This window comes from Roseateles sp. AC306 (assembly GCF_979253795.1).
Map to the genome: position 1 here is coordinate 233221 of NZ_CEEDEB010000007.1, position 25494 is coordinate 258714.

General features: G+C 67.3%; 31 protein-coding genes. 13 read left to right on the top strand and 18 right to left on the bottom strand.

What is annotated here, in order from left to right; translation table 11 throughout:
- Nucleotides 1–4 precede the first annotated feature (4 nt).
- Entirely contained in the window at nt 5–295 is a 291-nt protein-coding gene (locus AC0IZJ_RS16175; RefSeq protein WP_471851695.1) for a MerR family transcriptional regulator, read from the top strand.
- Between the two features lie 15 nt (nt 296–310).
- Here AC0IZJ_RS16175 and AC0IZJ_RS16180 read toward each other — a convergent pair whose 3' ends face one another.
- The 8 genes from AC0IZJ_RS16180 to AC0IZJ_RS16215 all read right to left on the bottom strand — a co-directional run bounded on the left by AC0IZJ_RS16180 (nt 311) and on the right by AC0IZJ_RS16215 (nt 7945).
- Entirely contained in the window at nt 311–484 is a 174-nt protein-coding gene (locus AC0IZJ_RS16180) for a DUF3606 domain-containing protein (protein ID WP_471851697.1), read from the bottom strand.
- A gap of 97 nt (nt 485–581) precedes the next feature.
- Nucleotides 582–1388: an exodeoxyribonuclease III gene (locus AC0IZJ_RS16185; RefSeq protein ID WP_471851700.1), complete on the bottom strand. Its 807-nt coding sequence runs from the start codon at nt 1386–1388 to the stop codon at nt 582–584.
- 58 nt (nt 1389–1446) lie between these two features.
- Entirely contained in the window at nt 1447–3333 is a 1887-nt protein-coding gene (locus tag AC0IZJ_RS16190) for an AAA family ATPase (RefSeq protein ID WP_471851702.1), read from the bottom strand.
- Nucleotides 3334–3506: 173 nt separating this feature from the next.
- The gene (locus AC0IZJ_RS16195) at nt 3507–5213 is read right to left on the bottom strand and encodes a PQQ-dependent sugar dehydrogenase (RefSeq protein WP_471851704.1); all 1707 of its coding nucleotides are present in this window, start codon (nt 5211–5213) and stop codon (nt 3507–3509) included.
- Nucleotides 5214–5319: 106 nt separating this feature from the next.
- Entirely contained in the window at nt 5320–5925 is a 606-nt protein-coding gene (locus tag AC0IZJ_RS16200) for a BON domain-containing protein (RefSeq protein WP_471851706.1), read from the bottom strand.
- A gap of 24 nt (nt 5926–5949) precedes the next feature.
- Complete coding sequence (locus AC0IZJ_RS16205; protein ID WP_471851708.1) at nt 5950–6486, bottom strand: ferritin-like domain-containing protein; 537 nt, start codon at nt 6484–6486, stop codon at nt 5950–5952.
- 222 nt (nt 6487–6708) lie between these two features.
- On the bottom strand, nt 6709–6882 hold the full coding sequence (locus tag AC0IZJ_RS16210) for a hypothetical protein (protein ID WP_471851710.1): 174 nt from the start codon (nt 6880–6882) through the stop codon (nt 6709–6711).
- Between the two features lie 139 nt (nt 6883–7021).
- Nucleotides 7022–7945: a VTT domain-containing protein gene (locus tag AC0IZJ_RS16215; RefSeq protein WP_471851712.1), complete on the bottom strand. Its 924-nt coding sequence runs from the start codon at nt 7943–7945 to the stop codon at nt 7022–7024.
- Nucleotides 7946–8039: 94 nt separating this feature from the next.
- Here AC0IZJ_RS16215 and modB point away from each other — a divergent pair, with 94 nt between their 5' ends.
- The 5 genes from modB to AC0IZJ_RS16240 all read left to right on the top strand — a co-directional run bounded on the left by modB (nt 8040) and on the right by AC0IZJ_RS16240 (nt 12626).
- Nucleotides 8040–8723, top strand: a complete 684-nt coding sequence (gene modB / locus AC0IZJ_RS16220) for a molybdate ABC transporter permease subunit (protein ID WP_471851714.1) — start codon at nt 8040–8042, stop codon at nt 8721–8723.
- A complete protein-coding gene (modA, locus tag AC0IZJ_RS16225; protein ID WP_471851716.1) occupies nt 8720–9451 on the top strand; it encodes a molybdate ABC transporter substrate-binding protein in 732 nt (243 codons plus the stop codon). The genes modB and modA overlap by 4 nt, the downstream gene beginning before the upstream one ends.
- The gene (locus AC0IZJ_RS16230; protein WP_471851718.1) at nt 9448–10149 is read left to right on the top strand and encodes an ABC transporter ATP-binding protein; all 702 of its coding nucleotides are present in this window, start codon (nt 9448–9450) and stop codon (nt 10147–10149) included. Before modA ends, AC0IZJ_RS16230 begins: the two co-directional genes overlap by 4 nt.
- On the top strand, nt 10146–10943 hold the full coding sequence (locus AC0IZJ_RS16235; RefSeq protein WP_471851720.1) for a TOBE domain-containing protein: 798 nt from the start codon (nt 10146–10148) through the stop codon (nt 10941–10943). Before AC0IZJ_RS16230 ends, AC0IZJ_RS16235 begins: the two co-directional genes overlap by 4 nt.
- A gap of 108 nt (nt 10944–11051) precedes the next feature.
- Complete coding sequence (locus AC0IZJ_RS16240; protein ID WP_471851722.1) at nt 11052–12626, top strand: MutS-related protein; 1575 nt, start codon at nt 11052–11054, stop codon at nt 12624–12626.
- A gap of 14 nt (nt 12627–12640) precedes the next feature.
- Here AC0IZJ_RS16240 and AC0IZJ_RS16245 read toward each other — a convergent pair whose 3' ends face one another.
- The 10 genes from AC0IZJ_RS16245 to AC0IZJ_RS16290 all read right to left on the bottom strand — a co-directional run bounded on the left by AC0IZJ_RS16245 (nt 12641) and on the right by AC0IZJ_RS16290 (nt 20116).
- Entirely contained in the window at nt 12641–13108 is a 468-nt protein-coding gene (locus tag AC0IZJ_RS16245) for a nuclear transport factor 2 family protein (RefSeq protein WP_471851724.1), read from the bottom strand.
- Nucleotides 13105–13548, bottom strand: coding sequence for a cyanase (gene cynS / locus AC0IZJ_RS16250; protein ID WP_471851725.1), 444 nt, complete (start codon nt 13546–13548; stop codon nt 13105–13107). The genes AC0IZJ_RS16245 and cynS overlap by 4 nt, the downstream gene beginning before the upstream one ends.
- Nucleotides 13545–14426, bottom strand: a complete 882-nt coding sequence (locus tag AC0IZJ_RS16255; protein WP_471851727.1) for an ABC transporter ATP-binding protein — start codon at nt 14424–14426, stop codon at nt 13545–13547. The genes cynS and AC0IZJ_RS16255 overlap by 4 nt, the downstream gene beginning before the upstream one ends.
- The gene (gene ntrB, locus AC0IZJ_RS16260; protein WP_471851729.1) at nt 14416–15288 is read right to left on the bottom strand and encodes a nitrate ABC transporter permease; all 873 of its coding nucleotides are present in this window, start codon (nt 15286–15288) and stop codon (nt 14416–14418) included. The genes AC0IZJ_RS16255 and ntrB overlap by 11 nt, the downstream gene beginning before the upstream one ends.
- 1 nt (nt 15289) lies before the next feature.
- Nucleotides 15290–16672 carry a CmpA/NrtA family ABC transporter substrate-binding protein gene (locus AC0IZJ_RS16265; RefSeq protein ID WP_471851731.1) on the bottom strand — a complete coding sequence of 461 codons (1383 nt, stop codon included), beginning with the start codon at nt 16670–16672 and terminating at the stop codon, nt 15290–15292.
- 139 nt (nt 16673–16811) lie between these two features.
- The gene (locus AC0IZJ_RS16270; protein WP_471851734.1) at nt 16812–17582 is read right to left on the bottom strand and encodes a hypothetical protein; all 771 of its coding nucleotides are present in this window, start codon (nt 17580–17582) and stop codon (nt 16812–16814) included.
- Nucleotides 17579–17908 (bottom strand): hypothetical protein, encoded by a 330-nt coding sequence (locus tag AC0IZJ_RS16275; protein WP_471851736.1) that lies wholly within the window; start codon nt 17906–17908, stop codon nt 17579–17581. Before AC0IZJ_RS16275 ends, AC0IZJ_RS16270 begins: the two co-directional genes overlap by 4 nt.
- Nucleotides 17909–17918: 10 nt before the next feature.
- On the bottom strand, nt 17919–18206 hold the full coding sequence (locus tag AC0IZJ_RS16280; protein WP_471851738.1) for a hypothetical protein: 288 nt from the start codon (nt 18204–18206) through the stop codon (nt 17919–17921).
- Between the two features lie 105 nt (nt 18207–18311).
- Entirely contained in the window at nt 18312–19253 is a 942-nt protein-coding gene (locus tag AC0IZJ_RS16285) for a hypothetical protein (RefSeq protein ID WP_471851740.1), read from the bottom strand.
- The gene (locus AC0IZJ_RS16290; protein ID WP_471851742.1) at nt 19250–20116 is read right to left on the bottom strand and encodes a DKNYY domain-containing protein; all 867 of its coding nucleotides are present in this window, start codon (nt 20114–20116) and stop codon (nt 19250–19252) included. The genes AC0IZJ_RS16285 and AC0IZJ_RS16290 overlap by 4 nt, the downstream gene beginning before the upstream one ends.
- A 207-nt stretch (nt 20117–20323) precedes the next feature.
- Here AC0IZJ_RS16290 and AC0IZJ_RS16295 point away from each other — a divergent pair, with 207 nt between their 5' ends.
- The 7 genes from AC0IZJ_RS16295 to AC0IZJ_RS16325 all read left to right on the top strand — a co-directional run bounded on the left by AC0IZJ_RS16295 (nt 20324) and on the right by AC0IZJ_RS16325 (nt 25492).
- A complete protein-coding gene (locus AC0IZJ_RS16295; protein WP_471851745.1) occupies nt 20324–20743 on the top strand; it encodes a hypothetical protein in 420 nt (139 codons plus the stop codon).
- Nucleotides 20740–21552 (top strand): DUF2145 domain-containing protein, encoded by an 813-nt coding sequence (locus tag AC0IZJ_RS16300; protein WP_471851747.1) that lies wholly within the window; start codon nt 20740–20742, stop codon nt 21550–21552. The genes AC0IZJ_RS16295 and AC0IZJ_RS16300 overlap by 4 nt, the downstream gene beginning before the upstream one ends.
- A complete protein-coding gene (locus AC0IZJ_RS16305; RefSeq protein ID WP_471851749.1) occupies nt 21549–22214 on the top strand; it encodes a hypothetical protein in 666 nt (221 codons plus the stop codon). The genes AC0IZJ_RS16300 and AC0IZJ_RS16305 overlap by 4 nt, the downstream gene beginning before the upstream one ends.
- A 4-nt stretch (nt 22215–22218) precedes the next feature.
- On the top strand, nt 22219–22446 hold the full coding sequence (locus AC0IZJ_RS16310; protein WP_471851751.1) for a hypothetical protein: 228 nt from the start codon (nt 22219–22221) through the stop codon (nt 22444–22446).
- A gap of 1071 nt (nt 22447–23517) precedes the next feature.
- A complete protein-coding gene (locus AC0IZJ_RS16315; protein ID WP_471851754.1) occupies nt 23518–23787 on the top strand; it encodes a hypothetical protein in 270 nt (89 codons plus the stop codon).
- An 829-nt stretch (nt 23788–24616) separates the two neighbouring features.
- Nucleotides 24617–25024: a DUF1428 domain-containing protein gene (locus AC0IZJ_RS16320; protein WP_471851756.1), complete on the top strand. Its 408-nt coding sequence runs from the start codon at nt 24617–24619 to the stop codon at nt 25022–25024.
- 99 nt (nt 25025–25123) lie between these two features.
- Nucleotides 25124–25492, top strand: a complete 369-nt coding sequence (locus AC0IZJ_RS16325; RefSeq protein WP_471851758.1) for a YciI family protein — start codon at nt 25124–25126, stop codon at nt 25490–25492.
- The last annotated feature ends 2 nt before the right edge of the window (nt 25493–25494 follow it).

Here is a 25494-nt window from a genome sequence, read left to right on the forward strand (position 1 = left end):
TGACATGGCCGACGAACCCGTTCTGCTGGGCCTCGTGATCGACGAGCACGGCCTGAGCCTGGAGGAACTGGCCTGCGCCTGCGGAGTCGATGCGGACTGGCTGCAGCAGCGCCTGGATGCCGGGCTGTTGATCCGAGACAGCAGCGACGCTGCCGAGCGCCGGTTCTCGAGCCCTCACCTGAGCCGCGCGCGCCGCATCCTGGCGGTGGAACGGGACTTCGACGCCAACCCGGAGCTGGCGGCCTTCGTGGTGGACCTCATCGAAGAGCTGCAGGCTCTCAGGGCCCGGCGATAGGCCGGGCGATCGCGCTCAGTTTGCAGGGCGCCCCAGGTGCCCGCGAACCTCGTCCGCTTCGTCGCCCACCGCGGCCACCGCAATCCGCAACTGCTCCTCGGTGACTCCGAGTGAGTCGCACCAGCTGCGCACGTCGTGCTCTTCGGTGATGCTGATGCGGTTGCCGTGCATCGTCAGTTCGTCAGGCATGGAAGTCCTCCGGGTCAGGCGGTGATGTTGAACACTGCCGCGAGATTGCCGTCGCTACGGCGCCGGCGTTGTAGGACGGCGTGCTGGTTACAGCGCGTCAGCGCTTTCTAGGGGGCTTGCTCGCAGCCTTGATGCGAAGCTCGGCCCACACCGGCGCATGGTCGCTGGGCTGGCCCTTCCCGCTTTTCCCGCGCTCCTCGCGGTCCACGCCGGCGGCCACGACCTCCAGCGCCGCGCTGGCGAGGATGTGGTCGATGCGCAGCCCCGCGTCGCGCTCCCAGCGACGGCGGCGGTAGTCCCAGAAGGTGAAGGGCGGCTTCCGCGGATGCGTGGCCTGCAGCGCGTCTGTCCAGCCCTGCGCCAGCACGTCGGCAAAGACTTGCCGCGCCCCGGGCTGCAGCAGCGCGTTGTCGCGCCACGTGTCGGGCTTGTAGATGTCGGCGTCGGTCGGCACGACGTTCCAGTCGCCCATCAACACGACCGGTGCGCCGGTGGCCCACAGCGCGGCGGCGCGCTGACGCAGGCGCTCGAACCAGCGCAGCTTGTAGTCGAACTTCGGCCCGGGCTGCGGGTTGCCGTTGGGCAGGTAGAGGCCCGCGAAGAGCACGCCGCCGATGGCGGCTTCGACGTAGCGCGCCTCCTTGTCCCTGGCGTCGCCAGGCAGCGCGGTTGCAACGGGCAGCATCGCGAGGTCACGCGCCAGCAGCGCGACGCCGTTCCAGGTCTTTTGCCCCACCACGAGCGACTCGTAGCCCGCTTCTCGCAGCGCGTCGGCAGGGAAGGCCTCAGGGGTCGCCTTCAGTTCCTGAAGCGCTACGACGTCAGGCCGGCTGCGGCCCAGCCAGTCGACGAGCAGATCGAGCCGCTTGACGACGTTGTTGATGTTCCAGGTGGCGACCTTCACGCCCACAGCCTAAGCGGCAGGCGGCCTGCGGCCTGTCAGCCGGCAGGATGCGACGGCGTCAGGCCGGCTCGCCCGACAGCACGCGCTTGAGCGGCGCGCCGCTGACGGTCTCGTGGCCCAGCAGCATCTCGGCCAGCGTGCGGAGCCGGTCGCTCTTTTCTTCCAGCACGCGGCGGCATTCGGCTTGCGCGCTTTCGAGCAGCGCACGCGCTTCGTCGAGCAGCGATTTCTGCACGTCGGGCCCGATCAGTTCGCGCGGCACACCGGCCATGCTGAGCAGGCCGAAGGTCTTGCCGAAGCCGTAGGAGCCGATCATGGACGTGGCCAGCTCGGAAGCGCGCTTGAGGTCGTCCGCCGCGCCGGAGGAGGCGTTGCCGAAGGCCATCATTTCAGCCTCGCGGCCGGCCAGCATCATCGCCAGGCGGGAGCGCAGCTCGCGCTCGCCGTACAGCGGCTCCTCGTGATTGCGCGCCACGTAGGTCACGCCCAGGGCCGGGCCGCGCGGCTCGATGCTGACGCGCTCGACGCTGCCGGCCTCGAGCACGTGGGCCACCAGCGCATGGCCGGACTCATGGAAGGCGATGCGGCGCAGCGTCTCGGGCGTGATGATGTCCTTGGTGTTGGTCACCTCGCCACCGAGCTGATGCGTCTCGAGCGACTGGTAGACCCGCTCCTCGCTGACCAGCGTTTCTCCGGCTTCGGCCGCGTAGGCGGCGGCGCGGTTCACGCAGTTGGCGATGTCGGCCGGCGACATGCCCGTGGCGGTGCGCGCAATCGACGGCAGGTCCATGCCGGCCGCCGCCTTCACCTGGCCGAGGTAGAGGCCAAACAGCTTCTCGCGCTCGGGCGTGGTGGGAAGAGACGTGCGCACGATGAGGTCGAAACGACCCGGGCGGCGCATCGCGATGTCGACGTTGTCGACGTGGTTGGTGGCGCCGATGACGACGACGTTCTCCAGCGCGGAGAAGCCGTCCATCTCCACCAGCAGGCGGTTGATGATGCGGTTTTGCTCCTGCTCGCCGCCGCCGGGCGAGTCCTTGCCGCTGCTGCGGCGGCCGATGCCGTCGATCTCGTCGATGAAGATGATGCAGGGCGCAGCGTCGCGGGCGCGCTTGAAAAGCTCCTTCACCTTGCCGATGCCGGCGCCGTAGAACATGGAGCTGAAGTAGGAACCGTCCACGCTGATGAAGCTGGCACCGCACTCGCCGGCCAGGGCCTTGGCGAGCAGCGTCTTGCCGGTGCCGGGCGGGCCGTCGAGCAGCACGCCGCGCGGCGCCTTGGCGCCGACGGCAGCGTATTGCTTGGGGTCCTTCATGAAGGCGGCCACGCGCTTGAGGGCCTTCTTGGCCTCGTCGGCGCCGATGACATCGTCGAAGCGGGTCTTGGGCTTGTCGGCCAGGCGGGTGCGCGGGCCGATCGGGCCGCGCATCTGCACATAGAGCAGCAGGCCGACGACAAGCACGATGACCAGCAGCGGCGAAGCCACGGTGACGGCCTTGTCCAGCGACTGGCTCCAGCGTTGGCCGGTGGTGCGGGCGTCGACGTCGATGTCGGTCAGCGCGAAGCCCTGGGCCACGCTCAACTCGCCGAGGCGCGAGGCGATGTCGCTCTTGCAGGTCAGGCCGCAGTCGATGAGGTGGGTGGAGAAGTGGCGGCCGCCGCGGTCGGTGTAGAGCACCAGGCGGCCCTCGATGCCGACGGCCGCGACTTCACGCGCCTGCACGGCGCGCTCAAATTCGGACGCCTCGCGAGGGTGGGCGAGCCACTGCTCGGGCGCGCGCTCGAACACCTGGGCGGTGGCGCTGCGGCGGGCCTGCACCTCGGTGGCGGTGCGCGTCTGCAGCAGGTCCAGCGCAAGCAGCGCCAGCAGCAGCAGGACGGCGACGCCCGCGATGATGAATTTCTGACGCAGATCGGGGCGTGGGGTGTTGCTGGCGCTGTCCATGGGGTGTGGCTTCGGAGTCGGGGGATCTCGATCCGAATCATTGATGGACGCGCCGCCCACGCCAAGTGCGGATGAAGCACTTCTGCCCTGATGCAGGCCGCGCTTACAAGAAGCGCCGGCCAAGCGAGAAAAATTGCCGGGCGAAGAGCCTGCCAACGCTACGGCAGCAGGCCCTACTTCGGCGCCACGCGCCAGATCTCGCCCGTCACGTCGTCGTCCACCAGCAGTGAGCCGTCGTCCTGCACCACCACCGCGCTCGGGCGGCCCCAGACCTCCTGGTCGCTGACGACGAAGCCGGTCATGAAATCCTGGTATCGGCCCGTGGGCACGCCATCCTTCATGAACACGCGCACGACCTTGGAACCCGTGCGGGTGTGGCGGTTCCAGGAGCCGTGCAGCGCCAGGAACAGCTCGCCGTCGTAGGCGGCCGGGAAGGCAGCACGCGCACCTTTCGGAGCGGCGTACATGACCATGCCGAGCGGCGCCGAGTGCGCAGTGATCAGCAGGTCGGGCGCCGTCACCTTGTCCTTCAGGTCGGGCCGCAGACCCTTCAGGCGCGGGTCTTCGTTGGCGCCGATGTAGTACCAGGGCCAGCCGTAGAAGGCGCCAGGTTTCACGCGCGTCAGGTAGTCGGGCGGCAGGTTGTCGCCCAGCAGGTCGCGCTCGTTGACGCTGCAGATCAAGTCGCCCGTGCGCGGGTGCAGATACATGCCGACGCAGTTGCGCAGGCCGGTGGCGAAGGTGCGCTTGTTCTTGCCGTCAGGGTCGAAGGCGATGACGAGCGCGTGGTCCAGCTCGCCTCCCCAGGCGGCGCCGACGCCCTGCTTCGCTTCCCACTGCGCGACCGGCTCTGGCGGCGCGGCCGGCATGCCGTCGGCGACGTTGGTGGCTGAGCCGATGGAGAGGAACATCGTCTTGCCGTCCGCCGAGAAGGCCAGCGTGCGCGACGAGTGCGCGCCGACGGCAGCGGTCAGCTTGGGCACGACCACCTCGGGCTCGGCTGTGGCCACCAGGTCGCCGTTCTTGTACGGATAGCGGACGATGGCGTTGACGAAGGCCACGTACAGGTACTGCGGATTCGGTCCGACGGGCCAGAAGGCCATGCCGAAGGGCCGGTCCATGCCGGCGGCAAAGGTGCTGACCTCGGTCGCCGTCTCGCCGTTGGCCGAGCGGAACACCTTGACCAGGCGCTTGGGCGTGGACGAGATGAAGATGTCGCCATTCGGTGCCTTCACCATGACGCGGCCACGGTCCGGGTCCTTGGCCCACAGATTGACCTTGAAGCCTTCGGGCACCGCCGGCAGCACGCCTTCCGGGCGCGGCACGGTGCGCGGCCCGTTGCTGGCGCTCTCGGTGGCGTAGGGCTTGTCCAGGTCGGCGGCTTTCAGTTCATGGATGCGACCTGGCGCGTCCTCGGTCCAGCTGCCACGCGTGTCGCCTGCAGCCGCAGCGGGTGCGACCGTCGCGCCCGGCTTGGCTTGGCCCGTCTGCGCGGCCAGGTAGCTGACCAGCGCCGCCCGCTGGGTCTTGTCAGGCACGCTGATGGGCATGGACGTGCCCGGCGCGAACAGGGCTGGGTCGCGCAGGAAGCGGTCCAGCTCGGCCTGGGTCCACACCTTGTTGAGGGCGCCCAACTTCGCGAGCGCGGCGGAATAGCCAAAGCCCGGCACGCCACCGATCCTGCGGCCCGGGACGTTGAACAGGCCCGGCCCCATCAGCGCGCGCTGGTCGGGCGAGACCGTGTGGCACATCGCGCAGTTGCTGTCGAAGTAGCGCTTGCCGATGGCGGCCGTATCGGCGCCGGACGGCATCGCTGCGAACGCGGGCACGAGCGCGGTGAAGGCACGCAGCAACAGCCGGTAGGCCTGGGAGAACGGCATGGGAATCCTGCTCGGGAAAGAGTCGGCGCAGTTTAGGAACGCCAAGGCCGCCCACGGCGGGGCGGCCTCGAACTCTCAGCAGGATGAGCGCAGGCTCAGTGTCCGATCAGCGCGGCGTGACCGGCGCAGCAGGTTCCGCTGCGGTTGCAACGACAGCGCCGGGCTGCGGCAGGGCCAGCCGGTTGTCCACGCCACGCACGCCCTGCGGCGCACCGGCCAGCACGGTCGCGCGGGCCTTGGCGGCGGCGTCGGGGGCGGGGCCGTCCAGACGCACGATGCCGTTGTCGGTCTGCACCTCGATGCGCGAGGCACTCAGGGCCGGGTCCACCGCCAGCGCGGCCTTGACCTTGGTCGTGATGCCGGCGTCGGCGACGGCCGTGCCGACCCCATTCACCGCGCTGCGCGAGGCGTCCGCAGCAGCGTTCTGCGAGTCGATGACGGTCTGCTCCGCCTGGGTGCCGACGTCCTTGACGTTGGCCACGGCGTCGTCAAGCTGGGTGCCGACGGAGCGCGGGTCCTGCATCGCCACCACCGCCACCATCGCGATGGCCGCGCCGACACCCAGCGCCAGCAGCCAGGGCAGCACGCGGCTCCTCGGCCTGGGCTCAACCACCACCACCTTGTGCGGCCGGGGCGCGGTGTCGGCCACGCGCAGGCTTCCATCGGGGTTCAGCAGCGAACGGGGTACGGGCTTCTTGGCAAAGAGTCTCATGACGGTCTCCTCAGCAGTGGGCGCTCAGGCGCGGGTCATCCAGTCCTTCAGCTCGTCGGCATGCTCTTCCTCATCGGCGAGGATGTCTTCGAGCAGCCGGCGGGTCGTGGAGTCCTTGTCGGCGATGAGCTTGATCATCTGGCGGTAGGTCTCGACGGCGACGCGCTCGGCGATGAGGTTGGCGCGGATCATTCCCTTGAGGTCGTTGACCGCGTCGTAATCGGCGTGGCTGCGGTCCAGCAGGCCAACCGGGTTGAAGTCCGGCTCGCCGCCCAATTGCACGATGCGCTCGGCCAGGCGGTCGGCATGGCCAAGTTCGGCGTTGGCATGAACCATGAACTCTTTGGCGATGGTCGGCGACTCCAGCCCGCTGGCCATGAAGTGATGGCGGCGATAGCGCAGCACGCAGGTCAGCTCGGTGGCCAGCGCGCCATTCAGCAAGGCGACGATGTCGTCGCGCCAGGGGCCGTAGGCGGGGGTGACGGCGCCGTCGTCAAGGTCGCTTCGAGCAGCCTTCAGCGCGGACTCGTCCAGGCGCAGGGGGGTGTGCAGTTCAGCCATCTTGTTGTCCTTTCCGAAGCCCGGCGGTTCGCCGAGCCTTGTTCCGACTCTCGCCGCTGCGGGCGGGCGACGGCATCGGCTGCGGACCCGGCCCGCTGTCGGACATGGCTGACGACCGGAAATTCGCCAGGACACATCACCGCCACAAACACCAACGGCCCCTCTCGGGGCCGTCAGCAATGCGCGAAACGAAGCGCGCGGGCGAAGCCAGTCAGTGGCCGATCAGCGGCCGATGTTCAGCGGCGTCATGGCATGGGCGCGCGACTGGATCGCGATGCGGCGCTCGAGGTCGGCGTGGTCCGTGGCGTCGGACAGGAAACGCTCCTCGACGTCTGCCATCGTGTCGGCCGCCAGCACGTTGCGGAGGGAGCGGAAGAGTTTCTCGATGAGGCTCATGGTCTTTGATCTGGGCTTGTGGCCCGGTTTTTATCGGGTAAACCCTATTTTAGGGTAAACACGCATCTCCGGGCGGTGAGGGCCAGCCGGCTCGCGACATCCCGCACGAAATGAGCGCCTTGAGCGCCCGCCCGAAAGCTCAGTTGCTTTCCAGAGCCAGCCCGGCCTGCGTCCAGGCTTCTACGCCCCCGCGCAGCACGCGCGCGTGGTGGCCCCTCGCCTTAAGCCACCGCGCCGCGTGCGCGGCCGAGACATCGTTGGGGCAGGCGCAGTAGGTGATGAACTCGGCCTCGGCCGGCCAATCGGCCAATGCGGCATCGCTCAGGGCGCCGAGATCGAGATGGCGCGCACCTGGGATGCGGCTGTCGGGCGGCCCGCCACGAACGTCGACGAAGACGATGTCGCAGCCCTGCTGCCGCAAGGCCATCACTTCGGCGGGGCCGAGGCGCTCCAGGCGACCCAGCTCCCGCCGCACCCGCAGGCGCCGCCACAGCCGCCAGGCCAGATAGGCAGCCACGGCCGCCACGCCCAGCGCGATTGCCGCGCCGCCCAGCCTGCTCAGCTCGCGCAGCAGCTCGCCGATCTGGGCGTGGAAGACGCGGCCGGCCGCCAGGCCTGCGGCGGCCCAAAGCGCGGAGCCGAGCAGGTTCCAGGTCAGGAAGCGCCCCGCCGTCATGCCCAGCGCACCGGCCAGCGGCGGCGCCACCATGGACAGCCCGGGCACGAACTTGGCGATCAGCAGCGTCAGCGCGCCACGCCGGGCGAAGCTGATCTCGTTCTGGCGCACGCAGCTGTCCGGCGAGATGGAGATGCGGCACAGCGCCGCCAGCACGCGCCGGCCCAGGCGCCGGCCGGCCCAGAACCAAACCACATTGGCCACCATCGCGGCGCCGGTCACGGCAGCGAAGGCGCGCAGCGCGAAGCCGTCTCGCGAGGCCGACTCGGCGCCCAGCAGCAGCAACAGCGGCGTGGATGGAAGCGGCGCGCCCAACTGATGCAGCAGCACGGCAGCGGCCACGGCAAACAGGCCGTGGCGGGAGAAGAGTTCGATCAGCAGGTCCATGGCGTGAGCAGTCAGCATAGTTCTCCGGGCATGCCCGCGCTGGCGTCCGCCAATGCCGACAGAGTCGTGATGTAGTTGATTACATTACGCCTCCATGCCTGCCGATCTCTGGAGCCAGTTCGACGCCGCGCCGCTCGCCCTGACGCTGCGCGTGGCCGCCGTCGCCACCTTGCTCGCCCTGCTGTTGGGTGTCGCGCTGGGTTGGGTGTTCGCCCGCACGCGGCTGCCGGGGCGCGGCCTGCTGGAGGCCGTCTGCATGCTGCCGCTGGTGCTGCCGCCCACCGTGCTGGGCTACGGCATCCTGGTGCTCATGGGCCGGCGCAGCGCCCTGGGCGGCTGGCTGCGCGAGCACTTCGACTACACCGTCATCTTCAACTGGCATGGCGCGGTCATCGCCTCCACGCTGGTCGCCCTGCCGCTGGTGCTGAAGGGCGCAAGCAGCGCGTTCAGCCAGGTGGACCGCAACCTGGAGGCGGCCGCCCGCACGCTGCGCCAGTCGCGCTGGAGCACCTTCGTGCGCGTGACGCTGCCGCTGGCCTGGCCCGGCATCCTGGCCGGCACGCTGCTGGCCTTCGCCCGTGCGATGGGCGAGTTCGGCGCCTCGCTGATGGTGGCCGGCTCCATCCCGGGGCAGACGCAGACGGCGTCCATGGCCATCTACGACGCCGTGCAGGCCGGGCATGACGATCTGGCGCTGATGCTGGCGCTGGTCGTGTCGGCGGTATCGGTGGCCATCCTGCTGCTGTCCAACCGCTTCCTGCAACGCACACCCTCATGAAACCACTGCTGCTCCTGCTGGCCGCCCTGCCCCTGCTGGCCTCGGCCCAGCAACTCACCGTCTCGGCCGCCGCCAGCCTGACGGACGCCTTCAAGGAAATCGGGCCGCGCTTCGAGGCCAGCAAGCCCGGAGCCACCGTGCGCTTCAACTTTGCGGCCTCGGGCGTGCTGCTGCAGCAGATCGCCCAGGGCGCGCCGGTGGACGTGTTCGCCAGCGCCGATCAGGAGACCATGAACCGCGCTGCCGAGCAGAAGCTCCTCGCCACCGACACGCGGCGCGACTTCGCAAGCAACACGCTGGTGCTGGTCACACCGCCGGGCAGCCCCGTCAAGACCATGCGCGACCTGGCGCTGGCGAGCGTGAAGCGCATCGCCGTCGGCAAGGTCGCCTCCGTGCCCGTGGGCCGCTACACCCAGCAGGCGCTGGAAAGTGCGCAGCTCTGGGCGCCGCTGCAAGCCAGGCTCGTGTTTGCCGACAACGTGCGCCAGGTGCTGGACTACGTGTCCCGCGGCGAAGTCGACGCAGGCTTTGTCTACCGCACCGATGCCGAGCTGGCCAGGGGCAAGGTCGTCATTGCCATGACGGTGAGCGGCCATGCGCCGGTCGCCTACCCGGCCGCCGTGGTGGCGGACAGCCGGCAGGCGGTACTGGCGCGGGACTTCGTGACATTCCTCGGCAGCAGTGAGGCGCAGGCCATCCTCGCCAAGTACGGCTTCGGTAAGCCTTGATCGATATTGCGCTCAATCTCTCAGTCAGCGACACGCGCCGTCGCTTCGACCTGGACATCGCCTTCGCGACCGACGCGCCCTTTGTCGCGCTGTACGGCCCCTCCGGCGCCGGCAAGTCGCTGACGCTTCAGGCTCTGGCCGGGCTGCTGCCGGTACGCGCTGGCCATGTGAGGCTGAACGGCCGCGCGCTGATGGACACGGCCGCCGGCATAGCGCTGCCGCCCGAGGCCCGCGGCGTGGGCTATCTGTTCCAGCACTACGCCCTCTTCCCCCACCTCAGCGTGCGCGACAACATCGCCTTCGGGCTGACGAGCTGGCGCCGCAGGCTCAAGGCAGAAGACGCAGCGCGCGTGGATGAGCTGATCGAAACCTTCGGCCTCGCCGCCTTGGTGCGCAGCAAGCCGGCCACGCTCTCGGGCGGCCAGCAGCAACGCGTGGCCCTGGCGCGGGCACTCGCCTGCAACCCACAGGTGCTGCTGCTGGACGAGCCCTTCGCCGCGCTGCACAGCGCGCTGCGCCGCGAACTGCGCGATGAGCTGAAGCGCGTGCGGGCGCAATGGGGCATTCCGGCGGTGATGGTCAGCCACGATGCAGACGACGTGGTCGCACTGGCCGACGAGGTCTACCTCTTCGACGGCGGGCGCGTGACGGAGCGCCTGATCGCCGGCCGCGACGATCTGCGAGCGCGCCTGGCATGACCACCTCCGACCACCCGCTGCTGCAGGGCGACCTTCGCCTGGCCGGACGGCTCGATGGTCGCTTCTTCGATTTGCTGGCCGCGCTGGCCCTGACCGGCTCGCTGCAGAAGGCCGCCAAGGCCGCGGGCTACAGCTACAAGGGCGCCTGGCTGGTGCTGGATGCGGCCACCGCGCTGACGCATGCGCCGCTGGTAGACAAGTCGGCCGGCGGCAGCGGCGGCGGCGGCACGATGCTGACGGCCGAGGGTCGGGCCTTGCTGGTCGCCTGGCGCGAACTGCAGACGCGCCACGCCGCCTTCCTGCATGAACAGGCCGCCTGGCTGGCCACGCAACCGGCGCTCGACGCACTGCTGAAAAGGATGAGCATGAAAACCACCGCCCGCAACCAGTTCTTCGGTCGTATCGCAAGCGTCAACCCGGGCCCGTCGACGACGACGGTGCGTGTCGCATTGGACGGCGGCCAGGAGGTCACCGCCTCGCTGACCACCGAAGCCGCACAGGAGCTGAAGGTGAAGAAAGGCCAGGAGGCGCTAGCGCTCGTGAAGTCCAGCGAAGTCGTGCTGGTGACCGACTTCGGTGGCTACAGGCTGTCGGCACGCAACCAGCTCGCCGGCACCGTGTCGCGCGTGGAGCGCGGCGCCGTGTCATCGCTCATCGGGCTCACGCTGCCAGGCGGGGCGGTCGTGACAGCGAGCGTCACCAACGATGCGGTCGATGGACTCGCGCTGGCCGCGGGCCAAGCCGCGACGGCGGTGTTCAAGGCCTACGCAGTGATGCTGGCGGTGCGCGCCTGACCGCCGCTGGACGCGCCGGCGATCAAATTTTAAGGGCTGGGGTTTAGATCGACGGCACGGCCCCGACCTCGCGGTTCAATCGAACTACAAAACCGGGGATGGGAGGCGATGAACCTGTCGGGCTACCGCGCTGAACTGGCCAGCGAACGGCGCTTTGCGCGCCAGTTGTTCTCCAGGGCCGCGCCCGCCGCACCGGTGAAGGCGCTGCCGCCCAGCCGCCAGCACCTGGAGCAGTTCGCCCGGCAAGATGCCAATGCCTCCGGCCGCCGCATCGACATGCAGACCGTCGATGATCTGGAGCTGCAGGCCGCGACGCAGTCAGTGTTTGAACCGTGCTCCAAGGCCGGTCACTACGCGGGCTACGCGGCCCTTGTCAACGGAACTGCCGAGACGCAGCGAGGCGACATCGCCGCCATGAAGGCCGATGTGCGACGCCATGCCGACGCGCTGGAACCGCTGCTGGAGCCGCTTCGTCATTCACCTCACGACCCGCTGCCTTTCCTCTTCCTCGGCGCCCGCTATCCGACGCCGGCCTGGGCCAATCACCTGTATGTCATGCCCCTGCTGCTGCTCTCTGGCATCGTGCTGGTGGCGTCGGGTTCGGTGCCGGCGGGCTGGCTGGCCGTGGCCGCGGCAATGGCAGTCATGGCCTATGCACAGATCCGGCTGCACGCCTTCCTGGTGTCATGGAAGATGGTCAGGGCGGGGCTCTGCACGGTGCTCGCCACGGCGGAGTCGCTGGCCGCATCGAACACCGTTCGACATGCGCACCCGCTTGCGCGCATCAATGCCCTGCGCCGGGCACTCGAGCGCAGCAGGTCGCAATGGGAGTGGCTGAACGAGTACCTCAACCTTGCGATGCTCCGCGAGTACCGCACGATGCTGGCTGACATCCGGCGCGTGGAGAACGACATCGAGATGATTCGCAGCGCCTACCTTTATTGCGCAAGCGTCGATCTGCAGCACGCGCTCGCCACGGCGCCCCAGCGACTGGGCGTTCCGTGGTCGGACGCGCAGGACGGCGTGGCGGCGGCAGGCGATGCCTTGGATTTCGAAGGACTTGTGCACCCGGGGATCGAACGCCCTCTGGCCTTCTCCGGGTTGCATGCACACGTCGGTGGCACCTTCATCTCCGGCCAGAACGCCGCCGGCAAGAGCACCCTGCTGCGTGCCGTCGGCGTCAACGCGCTGTTCCTGCGGGCGTTCGGCGGCGCCTTCTGCACGCGCTGCACGGGCGAGGTGACCGGCGTCATCAGCTCCATCACAGCGACCGATTCCATGGCCGACCGCGAAAGCCTCTACGCCGCAGAACTGAGGCGCTGCCGGGAAGTGCTGGCCGCCGTGGCGTCGATGGACAAGGTGCTGGTGCTGGTGGACGAGCCGTTCAGGGGCACCAACAACCTGGAGTCGCTCTCGGCTTCAGCCAGCGTGCTGGAGTCGCTGGCCTCACGCGCGCGCACCGTCGTCGTCACTCACAACGTGATCCTGTGCACGCTGTTGCCGCGATTCCAGGCACTGCAGGTCAAGCGTGCTGGCAGCGACATTGCGGTGGAGCCCGGCGTGCTGGCCGACCCCAACGGCCTGCGCCTGTTCGATGACGTCGTCCAGGACGCGCAGCTATCCGCCCGCGCTCGCCATTGGTTCGATCGCCTGAGCGGCAAGCATCTGCGCGGCACGCATTGACGCGTGCCCGGCGTTCAAAGCCCCAGTTCGCTCAGGCTCGGATGGTCATCCGGCCGCCGACCCAGCGGCCAAAAGAACAGCCGCGCCGACTCCGCAATGGGCAGGTCGTTGATGCTGGCAAAGCGCCTCCTCATCAGGCCTTCATCGGTGAACTCCCAGTTCTCGTTGCCGTAGCTGCGGAACCAGTGGCCCGAGTCGTCGTGCCACTCGTAGGCAAAGCGCACGGCGATGCGGTTGCCTGTGAATGCCCATAGCTCCTTGATCAACCGGTAATCGAGCTCGCGCGCCCACTTGCGGGTGAGCAGCGCATGTACCTGCTCGCGGCCTACGGGGAATTCGGCGCGGTTGCGCCAGACCGTGTCGTCCGTGTAGACGCCGACAACGCGGTCCGGGTCGCGGCTGTTCCACGCGTCCTCGGCCATGCGCACCTTCTGCACGGCACTCTCGTGCGTGAACGGCGGAAGCGGCGGCTTCATGATCAATAGGTCTTGTAGGGGAGGAACTTGCCGCTCATGACGATGCTGATGCGGTCGCCCATGGGGTTGGCCTCGCGCCGCAGGTCCATCTTGAAGTCGATGGCGCTCATGATGCCGTCGCCAAATTCTTCATGGATCAGCTCCTTGAAGGTCGTGCCGTAGACGCTGATCAGCTCATAGAAGCGGTAGATCAGCGGGTCGGTCGGCACGCTGGTCGGCAGGCTGCCCTTGTAGGGCACGACCTTGAGCCACTGGGCCTCGGCTTCGGTGAGGTCAAAGTGCTTGGCCAGCTTGGCGGCCTGCTCGTCGTTGAAGGTCATCTGGCCGAGGCAGCCGGCGGTGACCCATTCCTTGCTGAGGCCGATGTCGGCGGCGACGTCGGCCCACTTGATGCCTTTGGCAACCTTGGTGGCGATGATCTTTTCGGTGACTTCGAGGCGGCTCATGCGGTGCTCCTGTGAATGGCGGGGTGGGTGTCGAGAGAAACGATTTCGGCGGTCTGCGCCAGGCCCGGTCGAACCTCGGGCGGATGCTCCGGCGCGCGGCCGTGAGAAAGGGTTGCGCTGCGCTCGACGAGAAAGTCGACGAGGTGGTTGCGGATCCGATAGAACTGCGGGTCGTGGTGCAGCGAGGCGCGCTGCCGGTCGCGGCTCATCGTGTTGACGACGATCTCGGCCACGCGCGCCTGCGGGCCGTTGGCCATCAGCAGGATGCGGTCGGCGAGCAGGATGGCTTCGTCCACGTCGTGCGTGATCATGAAGACGGTCTGCCGCGTCGCGGCGCATATCTTCAGCAGCTCGTCCTGGATGGTGCCGCGCGTCAGCGCATCGAGCGCGCCGAAGGGCTCGTCCAGCAGCAGCATGCGCGGCTCGATGGCGAAGGCGCGGGCGATGCCCACGCGCTGCTTCATGCCGCCGGAGAGCTGGCTGGGCTTCTTGTCCAGCGCGGGCGTGAGGCCCACCAGGGCGACGTATTTCTCGACCTGCGCATCAACCTCGGCGCGCTTCCAGTCGGGCCACTTGCTGCGCACGGCGAAGGCGATGTTCTGGCGCACGGTGAGCCACGGCATCAGCGCATGGCCCTGGAAGACGACGCCGCGCTCCAGCCCCGGCGCATTCACTTCGCGCTTGGCCATGAAGACATGGCCATCGCTCGCATGCTCCAGCCCGGCCAGCACGTTGAGGATGGTCGTCTTGCCGCAGCCGCTGTGGCCGATGATGCAGACGAACTCGCCTTCGGTCAGCGTGAAGTTGACGTTGTCGAAGACGGTCGCGTCGCCATAGCGTTTGGCCAGGCCCTGCACTTGAACGAGTTCAGTCGGCATAGGTCACCGCTTTTTGTGCGCGGGCAAACAGCAGGTCCAGCGCCATGCCCACGAGGCCGATGACGAGGATGGCGAAGATGACATTCGGCAGGCTCAGGTTGTTCCACTCGTTCCAGACGAAGTAGCCGATGCCCGTGCCGCCCACCAGCATCTCGGCCGCGACGATGACGAGCCAGGCGATGCCCATGCTGATGCGCATGCCCGTCAGGATGGTCGGCGCCGCCGCCGGCAGGATGACTTCGAAGGCGCGGCGCAGCGGGCTCACCTCCAGCGTGCGCGCCACGTTCAGCCACTCCCGCCGCACGCCGGCCACGCCGAAGGCGGTGTTGATCAGCATCGGCCACAGGCTGCAGATGAAGATGACGAAGATGCCGCTCGCGGCCGAGTCCTTGATCGTGTAGAGCGCCAGTGGCATCCACGCCAGCGGCGAGATGGGCTTGAGCACCTGGATGAACGGGTCCAGCGCCTTGTAGATCAGCGGGCTCATGCCGATGACGAAGCCGAGCGGAATGGCGACCAGCGCCGCCAGCAGATAGCCCACGCCGACACGGCCCAGCGAGTAAGCGAGCTGCAGACCGATGCCCTTGTCGTTCGGCCCGCGGTCGTAGAAGGGCTCGGACAGGTGGCGCACCGCCACCGAGCCCATCTGCATCAGCGTCGGAAAGCCGCTCTTCGCGGCCACCGGCGTCGCGTCCACCGGCTTTCCCATCAACTTGGCGTACTCGATCTGCTCGGGCGTCATGGCCGCCGTCGGCGCGGCGACCGGCCCGCTGCCCAGCGTGGCGAGATGCCACAGGCCGAGCAGGCAGATCAGCAGCAGCAGCGACAGCAGGCCGGCACGGAAGCTCAGGGACTTCTGCATGTCAGGTCCGCTTGATGGCGAAGCTGTTCACGTAGGCGTCCGGCTTGGCCGGATCGAACTCCTTGCCCATCACCTTGAACTTCGGATAGCCGCCGCTCTTGTCCTCCGGCACTGCCTGATCCAGCGCCTTCATCTGCTTGCGCGCGTCCGTCAGCAGGAAGACCTTCTCGGCCACCTGCTTGTAGTTCACGTCGCCCTTCAGGTAGCCCCAGCGCTTCATCTGCGTCAGCATCCACACGGCCATGCCCTGCCACGGCATCGGGTCGAAGTCGGCGCGGTCGGGCACGACCTTGACGTTGCCCAGGCCGTCGGCAAACTTGCCCGTCAGCACTTGGGCGATGACGGTCTCCGGCTGGTTCAAATAGGCCTGCGGTGCGATGACCTTGGCGATCAGCTCGCGGTTCTTGGCCTCGCGCGCCATCGCCGCCGACGTCAACACCGCGCGGTACAGCGCGATGAAGGTATTGGGGTTCTTCTGGATGAACTCCGTGCTCGTGCCGAAGGCGCAGCAGGGGTGGCCGTTCCACAGCTCCTTGGTGAGAATGTGGATGAAGCCCACCTCCTCGTACACAGCGCGCTGGTTGAACGGGTCCGGGCCGAGAAAGCCGTCGATGTTGCCGGCGCGCAGGTTGGCCACCATCTCGGGCGGCGGCACCACGCGGATCTGGATGTCGCGGTCCGGGTCCAACCCCGCTTCCGCGACGTAGTAGCGCAGCAGGAAGTTGTGCATCGAATACTCGAACGGCACCGCAAACTTGAAACCTTTCCACGTCGCCGGGTCGCGCTTGTCCTTGTGCTTCACGCTGAGCGTGATCGCCTGGCCGTTGGTGTTCTGGATGGTGGCCACGTTCATCGGCGTGGCCGGCGCACCCAGGCCCAGGCTGATGGCCAGCGGCATCGGCGACAGGAAGTGCGTCGCGTCGTACTCCTTGTTGATCATCTTGTCGCGGATCAACGCCCAGCCCGCTGTCTTCACCACCTCCACGTTCAGCCCCTGCTTGGCATAGAAGCCCAGCGGGTGCGCCATGATCAGCGGCGTGGCGCAGGTGATGGGGATGAAGCCGATCTTCAGGTCCTTCTTCTCCAGCGGGCCTGTCGTGCCTTGCGCCATCGCCTGCAACGACGCGATGGGCAGCACGCTGGAGATGGCCGCCATCGCGGTGTTGCGGCCGACGGCCCTCAGGAAGCGGCGGCGCAGCGCATCCTGCGGGAACAGCGCCTTCACCAACGAGGCTTCGACGAAGCTGGCCGATTCGGCCTCGAAGTCGGCCGTCTCGCTGCGTGCGCGCAGTACCTCGGCGGCGTGGTCTGCAGCGCTGGCGTGCTGGCCGCAGGCGCAGCGCATCAGCAGCGGCCGGTCGGCGTCGTAGGGATCGTGGGTCATCGCGTCGCTCCTCAAGATGGGAGCGACTCTAGGGAGAGCCGCAGTTCAGCGGCATCGTCGTGGCCGGCGACTTCTTGTAGTGCTGCAACTACCCGGGATTTCCTGGGTACTGTTCTGCGCCGCAATCCTCGTCGCCGGCTCAGCGAGGCCGCAACTGGCCCTGGATGAACTGCCACACCGCCCGCTCTGGCTTGGCGTGCGGGTAGCTGTCGCGGCAGGCATCCCACTGGTAGAAGCGCCACAGGCACTCGACCATCGCCGCGTCGTCGGTGTAGATGGTGCTCGGTTCGGGCGCTTCGCCGTAGTCGTTGCGACGAAACACCTGGCCGTCGAAGAACAAATGGGAGCCGCCTTCCTTGTTGGCCGTGAAGAAGCCCATGCCGCTCCGCAACGCGTCCAGCACCTGGCGCTGCAACTCGATGACCGGCGCCCTGTCCTCGACGATGAGCGCGGCCGCTTCATCCTCGGCGACGACGGCCATGACGACTTGCTCAAGCGCTTCGCGCGATGCGCTCGGCCAAGCCTGCTCGTCGGCAACGATGCGCAACTGCCTGCCCCAGTGGGCGAAGCGGCGTTCGCAATCGGCGGTAAAGCCCAACTCCCTTTCCCAGCGTCGCGGTGCGCTGCTTTCGCTGGTCAGGCGGTAGAGATGGCGCCCGCCGCCGATGGCGATGAGTTCCAGCCGCACGGTGCTCGGGTGCCCGCCCGCACCTGACGTGCCGGCGTAGCGCAGCACCGGCGCCGTGAGATCGAGCGGTTCCCGCTGCAGCAATTGCTTCGTCATCTTCTCGACGGCGTACTTCACCGCCGTGGGCGCATCCTCATGCTCGAAGCAGGCGCTCCGCGCGAAGTGCCAGTCGCCCACAGCATCAGTCGGCCGGTTGAACTTGGGGTGATCCCAGAAGCTCACCAGAACCGCCACCACGGGCATTGCGCGGCACCGGGCGGGTTGCCGACCTCGATCGTGTGCTCACGTTCATCCGCCGGGTTCCAGCCGCTCTCGATCAGCTCGGTCAGGTATTGCATCGTGACGCGCGCCTGGTAGGCCTCGTCACGGCGGGTCGCACGGCTGGCGTCTGCTGCGAGCAGGGCCTTCACCCGCGCGTGGCAGGCCTGGCCGCCATGCTCGATGCGGACCAGCCAAGAGACGCCGGGCACGCTCGGGCCGTCGGGCTGCTTGAAGTGCGCGGCGAGCGCGCTCTCGATGGACATGGGGTTGGGCAGGGTGGCAGTCACATCCTGCTCCTCAAGGCGCGGCAATGCCGTCGATGCGATCCAGGCGCACGATGATCTTGCCGAAGGCCTGGCTCTTCAGCTCGACCCACAGGCCCGGCTCGATCCGCGTCACGGCGCCGCCAATAGTCTGACCGGCCACATACAGCGTGACGCCGCGTTTGTCCTGCTGCGCGGCGGCGAGCGCCTGCTCGATGCCACGCGTGGCGTCCGTGGCGCTCGCTGCGCCGGCCGCCAGAGACAGCGTGAGCGCGGCGAGCAAATGGCATGCGGTGCGCGCGCGGAAATGGGAGATCGGCATGGGTTCGTCCTGGGTCAGAAGTGGTGAGCGTTGATTCTTCTGCGCGCCGGTTGCAACCCTGTTGCGCGCGGCAGGGCGTCGCGTTTCGTTTGTTGCAAGCCGGGCTCAGGGGCCGCGGCGCCTGCCATTCAGCAGCTTCGAGGCCCGCAGCAACTCAGGCGGCGGCTCGCGCCCGGCGGCGGTTTCCTCCGCGATCTGGCTGGCCACTTCGGTGTTCACCGTCCGGCCGTCGGGCCGTGCGCGCGCGGTATCTCCGCCCAGCTCGATCAGGATCGCCAGCAAGTCCCAACGGCGATAGATCACCAGTTGCACCGCCAGCGGGTTGTCGTAGGAGCTGCTGCCCAGATCGAGACCATGGCTGGCGAGCAGGCGGAAGTTGGCGGGCGTCACGCCGCTCATCACGCCAAACACGAGCGGCTCCTTGGGCGAGACCTTGAGATTCGGATTGGCGCCCGCCGCAAGCAGCATGGTCAGCAACGTCGAATCGCGTCGCACGCAAGCCACCGGCAACGCGTCGTCCGCCTGCGCGCCCAGTGCGAGCAGTGCGCGCACTACCGGCAGTTCGTTGCCGTCTGAGGAGCGCGCGTCGGCGCTGTCGACGGCCAGGCGCATCAGCGTCATCTCTCGGCCCGGCGTGTTGACGTCCACCGTGGCACCGATGCGCATCAACGTCGCCACGTCACGCGCCACGACCGCCGCGCCCATCTGGCGCATCGCATCGCCCTCGAAGTAGCCCACCCCCTGCCGGTCTGCCTCAATGCGCCGGTCGATCATCCGGTCCCCGACCTGCACCTTCACGAACCACAGGCCGGGCACGACGAGGATGAAAAGCGCGACCGACTTCATCGGCCAGCCGGCGCTGAAATGGAACAGCAGCACAGTGGCGACGAGCACCACCGCCGGCACGCACCCAAAGAAGAACAGACCCATCGCGCGGCCACCGTCCTGGTGGCCGGTGTTGTCCTTCAACATCATCAAGAAGAAGATCGCAAGCAGCGCCGCATCGATGGCGGCGACGGTCCAGAAGACCTGAGCGAGCCGCATCATTTCGAGGCGCCCGCGCGCTGGCCGGCGCTCCACGCGCCCGACTTGTCCCTGGCATCGGCCTCGCCTTCGAAGGCCCTGTCGACCACGAAGCTCGCGGGATCGGCGCCGAGGACGGGCTGCCCCCGATGCCACACATGGCGCGCATCGGCGGCGTAGTCGCGCCCGAGCACACGCAGGCCAACAGGGTCGGCGCCGCGCAGCGTGCGAACGACGCGGCGGGGGCGGCCGGCCGAATCCAGCGATTCATCGTCACGGTAGCCGTAGTAGCCGTTTGCGCGGTGTCGGGCGTATGCGGTGTCGCCAGCATCGATGTTCTCGAAGCTGGGGCCATCGCTGCCGGGGATCTCGACCCGTGCGTAGTAGCCACGCTCGGCATCACGGGCGAAGTCGCCGCCCAGCGGCTCGAAAGTCGCAGGGTCGCGCACCTTGAACGGCGTGCCGGCGAGGTAGACGCGACGCCTGTCGCGCGCATAGCCTCCGCCCAGCGAAACATAGCTGGGCGCGTCGGCGCCCTCGACCTGCTTGATGCGCAGGTGCTGGATGGACCAGTACTCCTGCGCGTTGCGGTAGGTGTCGCAGTGGAAGACCTTGCTGCGGTCTCGCGCCTCAGTCTGCGAGACGACGGAAAAGCTCGCGCCGTCGCTGTCTTCGATCACTGCGCCGCGGCAATAGCCGCGCAGCTTGTCGCGCGCAAAGCGCTCGTCGAGCGGTTCGAAACTCGCCGGGTCCTGCGGCGTGAACGAAGCATCGCCGTGCAGCCATTGGCCGCCCCTGTGGTGGTAGTTCGCCATGTCGCACCCGGCCAGTCCGAGGACGGCGAGAACGACGAAGGGCCAGGTTGGCAAAGTGAAACGAAAGCGCATGCAGCTACCAGGGGTTCTGCTCGGGCCGAATGCGCGAGCAGTCGCAGTCTGGCTACCGCCAGTCGCAGGGGCGTTTCATCCCCGGGCCGGCGTGTTTCATTTGTTGGAGCAACCAATGAAACAAGACAGCGCCAGCATGAAACGACGCAACAACGCGCGGTGGCGACAGTTCGGGCTGTTCCCTCCCCACATCCGTCAGGTTGCTTCATGCCCGCTTTCGCGCCCCTTTCCACCCTTTCAGCCGTCGTCTTCATCGTCGTCACAGCGTGCTCGGCCCATACACACGCGCAGGCCTCCGATGCGAGCGCGCTGTCCGCCGTACCCATCGGGGTGCTGTCGGCAGCGGCGGTGCCCGTCGTCCTGTCGGGCGTCAACCTGACGGTTGTCGCGGTTGAGGCGTCTGCCAACGTCTCGACCTGGGTGCTCGAACGGGCCAGCGACGGCGCACGCTGCTCGGTGAAGGTGGCCAGCAACTTGACGGGAAAGGCGTCGGTCGCCGTCGGCACCAGCGTTGTCGTGACTGCGATCACTGCCGGCAAGGTGTTGTCGGTCGCTGGTGAAGTGGTCGCCTTCATTCCGAGCGAGATCGGCGCAGCGCTGCTGCACAACGAACGCGTGACGCCATGATCCGGCGGTCGACTCTCGCGTTGCTGCTCGCCGCGGCGACCCCGCTCGCCTCGGCAGGCCAGGCCTGCGAGCAGAAGGCGGCCGACCCGAGGTCAGTGTCCGATGGCATGTCACTGGCCCACGCGACTGCGCAGGCGCTCGACGCCGGCGGCGCAGACGTCGTCATGCTGGCGCGCGCCGGGCAGGACCTCAGCGCCTACCGGCTGAGCTACTCGCACCTCGGTTTTGCCTATCGCGACACAGACGGCTCGAAGACAGACGGCTCGAAGCCCGTCTGGCGGGTGCTGCACAAGCTCAACCACTGCGGCACGGCGCGCTCGGCGCTCTATCGGCAAGGGCTCGGCGAGTTCTTCCTGGATCGCCCCCATCGCTACGAAGCGGCCTTCGTCACGCTGTCGCCCGAACTCCAGTCGCGGCTGCTGCCCTTGCTGAAGGACAACGCACGCGCCGCCGTGCTGAACGAGCCGCGCTACAGCATGGTCGCCTATGCCTGGGGGCAGACCTACCAGCAGAGCAACCAGTGGGCGGTGGAGACGCTCGCGCTGGCGGCCGAAGCCACCGTTGCCGACAGGCGGCAGGCGCAGGCCTGGATGCTGATGAAGGGCTACAAGCCCACGTCGCTGAACATCGGCCCGCTGAAACGCCTCGGCGCGCGGGCGACGGCCGCCAACGTCGCGTTCGACGACCACCCGAACGAGCAGCGCTTCGCGGATCGCATCGACACGGTGACCGTCGACTCGGTCTTCGCCTGGCTGCAGCGCAGCGGCCTCGGCAACGCGCCGGTGATCGTTCGCGCGGGGCAGCCATGATCGGCGCCGCCTTCAGCATCGGCGGCTTGCTGGCTGCGGGGTTTGCGTTCGGGCGCCTGCGTCCGGCCCGATCCGGCAAGGCCTGTGGGCGCACGAAGGCGCTCATCGTTCTTGCGGTCATCGCCTTCCCGGTCGTGACCCTGGTGCTCGCGAAGCTGTTCAGCAGCGATGTGCTTGGCTGGGTGTTCGGCCTGACCTTGATGGCCGGCATGGCCATGCTGCCTTGCGCAGCCATCTTCTACGTCGGCTTGCGCTTGGGGTCGCGCGGCAGAAAGTCGACCCATGAGGCGGCGGCGCACCTGATCGTGCGGGTCGAGCGCGGGACCGTTCACGCCAGCGACGACGCGCCTTCCCGGCGGATCACCGTCGCGCCGGTCACGACGCTGCGTGCGCTGGTGGCGTTGGCCATCGAAGACCTGAGCCATGTCCGCATCGCGGGAGGCAAGGCCACCTGGGTCGTCGAGTCTTCGGGCGGCTGCACCGGCTCGGCACTTCAGCCCATCGCCGTGTGCGCTCAGCAGTGGGCGGACGTGCGGTTCCTGATTCCTGCGGACGGCTCGGTCGCCGCTCACTTTGGCGCCACGCTGCCGCGCCTGAATTTGCGCTACTGCTGCCAGGAAGATCCCGAGGCCGTACTGGCCGCCCTCCGCCCACTGTCTTGAGTGCTTGTCGCCGCAGCGCGCGTCTCTGCACCTGCACTTCGCCGACGCCGCCTTGGTGTCCGGGGCCATGGCGTGCAGTGGCGCAATCGGCAACAGGCTGGCGATCGCCACCATCGCCGTGCCCCCGGCCCACGGTCTTCAGGAAGCGGCGGCGAAGCTCGTCCTGCGGGAACAGCGCCTTCACGAGCGAGGCTTCGACGAAGTTGGCCGCTTCGGCCTCGAAGTCGGCTGATTCGCTGCGGGTGCGCAGCTCGGCGGCGGCGTGGTCTGCGGCGCTGGCGTGCTGGCCGCAGGCGCAATGCATCAGCAAGGGGCGGTCAGCGTCGTAGGGATCGTGGGTCATCGAGTGCTACTCGGGATGGGAGCGACTCCAGGAACCAGCACGCCGTCGCGTCATCGTGGGGGCGGCGAGTTTTTGCAGGGGTGGAACTACCAGGGAAAACCTGGGGCTGCGGCAGTTGGCCGCAGCGGCGCGAAGGTCGCCGCCGCTGGCATCATCAGCCGTCAACGGCAGGCGAAACCCACGGCAGAGAACTTGTAAGTTCTCGCCGCTTTCGCCGGAAATTTAATGCTGTATGGAATGCAGAGAAAGGGGAGATTTTCTTTGTCGATTCAAGCACTTGCCTGCGATACAAGGCGCCGATCTAGGGCGCAGGGCGCCTGTCTAGGCGGCGCGGTCTTTCTCCCGAGAACACGTTAGGCGTCTTAACATTCCCCTGGGGCTTCCACCTATGAAATTCTTGAGACTCTTCTGTATCGCACTCACTACGGCAGTGCTGGTTGGGTGTGCAAGTCAGCCCGTCGTCGCGATTCCCAAGCCTTCCCCATCTGCTCGCGCAGAGGTTCTCGTCTTTCGAGAGTCGTCGTTCATTGCTGGAGGCGTATCACTTTCCGTCGGCACAAACGGCGCGGCGTTCGCATCGCTATCAAATTCCGACTACGTCGTTGCTGACATGGCACCGGGCGAGCAAGAGATTTTTGTGCAGGCTAGAACTGCGGAGCCCACGCGAGTGAAGGTCAAGTTGCAGCACGGATCGCGTACATGCTTGCGTACCAGCGCTTCCCCGAGCACCGTCGCCAAAGTCGCAGTGCCCATCGCGCTGATTGCAACCGGATATCACTTCTACCTCGACGAAGTACCTTGCCCTTCACCAGCGGAGCTTGCCAAGTACAAGCTGCTTTCAGTCTCCTATGTCGCAGGTTAGCGTTCTGGTATTGACTGCGAGGCCGAACCCTTTGCTACAGCGGACGGCTTCGCCGCCCGCTGAGCGCGAACGTTAAACATCAGGGGAGAGGAAGAGACATGCCAATCAAAGAGTGGTCCGCAGTCGTCAATGGACGCGATGTTCGAGTGGTCAATTCATGGACTGGCGGCACGCGTCTATATATCGATGGTGAGTGCCGCGACCGGAACACAGGATGGTTCGCGCTCAGAAAGACTCTCTGGCTCACAGCCCCTATGACGCAAGGCGAGCCAGAAGGCGGCTTGGTTCAAGTATTTGTAAGGGCTCTCTTCTCGGTCAAAGCGCAAATCGTCGTTGCTGGCAAACCAGTCGCGGGGGATGCAATCTGATGTCTAACCATTCGCTCGAGCCGACTCGCGTCGGCAAGCCGCCGCTTGTGGCTCAACTTCAACGTTAAGGCGCTGGCGACGTGACACGATCTACGGCGCAGAGAGTGCCGAAGGAGTTTCAGGGGCTACGAGGCATCTTGCGGTTCAACTGGCAAAGGTTTCAGTCGCAATCCCCGCGACGACGGGCATCTGTGCTCGTTGTTCTCGTGGCGTGGGTGACCCTGTTGACTTGGGCCTTGCTGGACATCCAAGAAAATCCGCGAGCTTCGTTTCAAGAGCAATGCAGAGCGAAGTGCAGTCCTCTCGCTTATCGAGTTGAGGTGACATTGCTCAATCCCTTCATTGGCGCGGACCAACGGCGGAATGTGAGGAGCACTACCTGTGTCTGCGGGAGAGCGCCTTAACCTGGCATTGCAGCCGACCTGCGCCAGCTTCGCTGGCGCAGGTCGGCTGAACTTCAACGTTGAACGTCATAAATTCAGACCTTGGTCAATCCTGGGTTGAGGCCGGCGCTGATCTCGGCTTGCGCGTTGCCGCGCCATTCGTGTTAACAACAACGGCCGGTAAGGCTGTTCCCTTCGACGCTGTTGTCTACGATTTCGGCGCAACCCGAGGCATGCTTCTCATGGAGCAGTGGGACGAAACGAAGGCGAAGGCCGCTATGGAGAATGGCTACGGCTATTCATGCATGGGCGCCTTCCCGTACGAACGAGGGAGCGCAATCGAAGTTCTTCGAGACTGGGGCTGGTCCGGAGTGGAGACGCCGCCAGCATGGCTATGACGTCCAGCCTCTCGCCCTGAGCATCGGGCATCACCCACGGAGGTTTGCATGAGCTACATCGACTGTTTCCTCGCACCGGTCCCGCGCGCCAACCGCGCCGCCTATGAAAGGCTCGCCAGGATCTCGGCACAGGTGGTCAAGGAGCACGGTGCGCTGAACGTCATCGAATGCTGGCTTGACGAGTCTGGACCGGATGCCAAGACCTACCACGGCGTTGAAACCAAGGGGTCGGAGGTGGAGTACGCCGACTTCGCGACGGCTGCGGGCGCCCGGCACGACGAGACGGTCGTTCTTTCCTGCGTTGAATGGCCCGACAAGGCCGCGCGGGATGCCGGCATGGAGAAGGTCACGAACGATCCACGCATGCAGTTTGGGGATCAGCCTGCCGCATTCGACGGCAGCCGGCTGATCGCGGCCGGGTTCACGCCCATGCCGCTCGGTCCACGCGACACCTGATTGCGCTGGAACGCCAAGCCAAGTCTGTCGATTCGGTACGGCCTCGTTCGTCGTGACGGGTAGCGGCCGAAGTCGTCGGCCCCAACGAAGGAGCGTGCAGTGACTCAATACCTGATCTCGTTCAACGAAGGCGCCATGAGCCACATCCCGGAAGCCGACTTTCCGGCCGTGGGCAAGGCCGCCGCGGCGGCCGTGCTGGAAGCCATCGACGCCGGCGTCTTCCTGTTTGCAGGCGGGCTGCTGGAGCCGCCCACGACGACCATCGTCGCGACCGACGGGCACATCACCCAAGGCCCCAACCCGGCCTATCGGGACTTCATCGGCGGCTTCGCCGTGGTCGACGTGCCCGACCGGGACGCCGCGCACCACTGGGCCGCCAAGATCGCCGCCGCCTGCCGCTGCGCGCAGGACGTGCGCGAGTTCATGCCGCTGCCGCCATCAGTCGTCGAGCGACTCCGCCGAGGCTGAAG

Excerpts from the sequence above, each read along its gene's own strand:
- AC0IZJ_RS16175 (WP_471851695.1), top strand. The coding sequence starts at position 5 with ATGGCCGACGAACCCGTTCTGCTGGGCCTCGTGATCGACGAGCACGGC.
- AC0IZJ_RS16180 (WP_471851697.1), bottom strand. The coding sequence starts at position 484 with ATGCCTGACGAACTGACGATGCACGGCAACCGCATCAGCATCACCGAA.
- AC0IZJ_RS16190 (WP_471851702.1), bottom strand. The coding sequence starts at position 3,333 with ATGGACAGCGCCAGCAACACCCCACGCCCCGATCTGCGTCAGAAATTC.
- AC0IZJ_RS16195 (WP_471851704.1), bottom strand. The coding sequence starts at position 5,213 with ATGCCGTTCTCCCAGGCCTACCGGCTGTTGCTGCGTGCCTTCACCGCG.
- AC0IZJ_RS16200 (WP_471851706.1), bottom strand. The coding sequence starts at position 5,925 with ATGAGACTCTTTGCCAAGAAGCCCGTACCCCGTTCGCTGCTGAACCCC.
- AC0IZJ_RS16205 (WP_471851708.1), bottom strand. The coding sequence starts at position 6,486 with ATGGCTGAACTGCACACCCCCCTGCGCCTGGACGAGTCCGCGCTGAAG.
- AC0IZJ_RS16210 (WP_471851710.1), bottom strand. The coding sequence starts at position 6,882 with ATGAGCCTCATCGAGAAACTCTTCCGCTCCCTCCGCAACGTGCTGGCG.
- AC0IZJ_RS16215 (WP_471851712.1), bottom strand. The coding sequence starts at position 7,945 with ATGGACCTGCTGATCGAACTCTTCTCCCGCCACGGCCTGTTTGCCGTG.
- modB (WP_471851714.1), top strand. The coding sequence starts at position 8,040 with ATGCCTGCCGATCTCTGGAGCCAGTTCGACGCCGCGCCGCTCGCCCTG.
- modA (WP_471851716.1), top strand. The coding sequence starts at position 8,720 with ATGAAACCACTGCTGCTCCTGCTGGCCGCCCTGCCCCTGCTGGCCTCG.
- AC0IZJ_RS16235 (WP_471851720.1), top strand. The coding sequence starts at position 10,146 with ATGACCACCTCCGACCACCCGCTGCTGCAGGGCGACCTTCGCCTGGCC.
- AC0IZJ_RS16240 (WP_471851722.1), top strand. The coding sequence starts at position 11,052 with ATGAACCTGTCGGGCTACCGCGCTGAACTGGCCAGCGAACGGCGCTTT.
- cynS (WP_471851725.1), bottom strand. The coding sequence starts at position 13,548 with ATGAGCCGCCTCGAAGTCACCGAAAAGATCATCGCCACCAAGGTTGCC.
- AC0IZJ_RS16255 (WP_471851727.1), bottom strand. The coding sequence starts at position 14,426 with ATGCCGACTGAACTCGTTCAAGTGCAGGGCCTGGCCAAACGCTATGGC.
- ntrB (WP_471851729.1), bottom strand. The coding sequence starts at position 15,288 with ATGCAGAAGTCCCTGAGCTTCCGTGCCGGCCTGCTGTCGCTGCTGCTG.
- AC0IZJ_RS16265 (WP_471851731.1), bottom strand. The coding sequence starts at position 16,672 with ATGACCCACGATCCCTACGACGCCGACCGGCCGCTGCTGATGCGCTGC.
- AC0IZJ_RS16280 (WP_471851738.1), bottom strand. The coding sequence starts at position 18,206 with ATGCCGATCTCCCATTTCCGCGCGCGCACCGCATGCCATTTGCTCGCC.
- AC0IZJ_RS16285 (WP_471851740.1), bottom strand. The coding sequence starts at position 19,253 with ATGATGCGGCTCGCTCAGGTCTTCTGGACCGTCGCCGCCATCGATGCG.
- AC0IZJ_RS16290 (WP_471851742.1), bottom strand. The coding sequence starts at position 20,116 with ATGCGCTTTCGTTTCACTTTGCCAACCTGGCCCTTCGTCGTTCTCGCC.
- AC0IZJ_RS16295 (WP_471851745.1), top strand. The coding sequence starts at position 20,324 with ATGCCCGCTTTCGCGCCCCTTTCCACCCTTTCAGCCGTCGTCTTCATC.
- AC0IZJ_RS16300 (WP_471851747.1), top strand. The coding sequence starts at position 20,740 with ATGATCCGGCGGTCGACTCTCGCGTTGCTGCTCGCCGCGGCGACCCCG.
- AC0IZJ_RS16305 (WP_471851749.1), top strand. The coding sequence starts at position 21,549 with ATGATCGGCGCCGCCTTCAGCATCGGCGGCTTGCTGGCTGCGGGGTTT.
- AC0IZJ_RS16315 (WP_471851754.1), top strand. The coding sequence starts at position 23,518 with ATGCCAATCAAAGAGTGGTCCGCAGTCGTCAATGGACGCGATGTTCGA.
- AC0IZJ_RS16320 (WP_471851756.1), top strand. The coding sequence starts at position 24,617 with ATGAGCTACATCGACTGTTTCCTCGCACCGGTCCCGCGCGCCAACCGC.